This is a genomic window from Christiangramia aquimixticola, assembly GCF_048285835.1.
Taxonomy (GTDB): Bacteria; Bacteroidota; Bacteroidia; order Flavobacteriales; family Flavobacteriaceae; genus Christiangramia; species Christiangramia aquimixticola.
Genome location: NZ_JBLVTL010000006.1, coordinates 161,883 through 162,587 on the forward strand (window position 1 = coordinate 161,883; position 705 = coordinate 162,587).

Here is a 705-nt window from a genome sequence, read left to right on the forward strand (position 1 = left end):
TCCGGCCGGGCAAGATCTCTAAAGATTATATTGAAGGAAAAAGAGTGCGTTATGCCAACCCGTTTAGGTTTTACTTGAGCATATCCATCCTGTTTTTCCTGATATTCGGTTTTAATCTGAACCCAGGCGAATCAATTGGAAATGCATTCAAAGATTCGGTCGAATCCCCCTCGGAAATAATTAATCAGGAATTTAGAAATGCCAAATTAGACTCGATAAACAAATTAGCACCCGATTTATTTCCTGAAGTAGATTCTCTCCAGGCTGAAAAAATCAAAAAAAGTTACCAGAGCCACTACTTCACTCAAAAACAACTCGACTCTATGAGCCTTCTTAAATCTCTGAGTAGCCGGGCTGCACTTTATTACCGTTTTCAGGACGAAACGAACATCAACACTTCTACCATAGCTCTTGATAGTTTAAAACATACCCCTTCGAGATTCAGTAATTGGATTTATAAAAAAACCGTGGACGCAGGTACCATAATTGAAAAACCGGTTTTATTTATAAATTATTTTATAGGGAAATTACCTTTTATCATATTCTTCTTTCTTCCAGTATTTGCATTGTTTATCTGGCTTCTTTACTTAAGGAGATTGTTTAATTACATGGAACATTTAATTTTTGCCTTTCATATACAAACCATGTTTTTCGTTTTGTACGCCATTGCAATGTTGTTTGAAATATTTATTATAAAAGGCTATG

The 705-nt window shown here is 35.2% G+C and carries 1 pseudogene; it reads left to right on the top strand.

From position 1 onward, the window contains the following. Positions 1 to 323 precede the first annotated feature (323 nt). Positions 324 to 705, top strand: a pseudogene (locus ACNKXV_RS12745) (DUF3667 domain-containing protein); the annotation flags it as partial.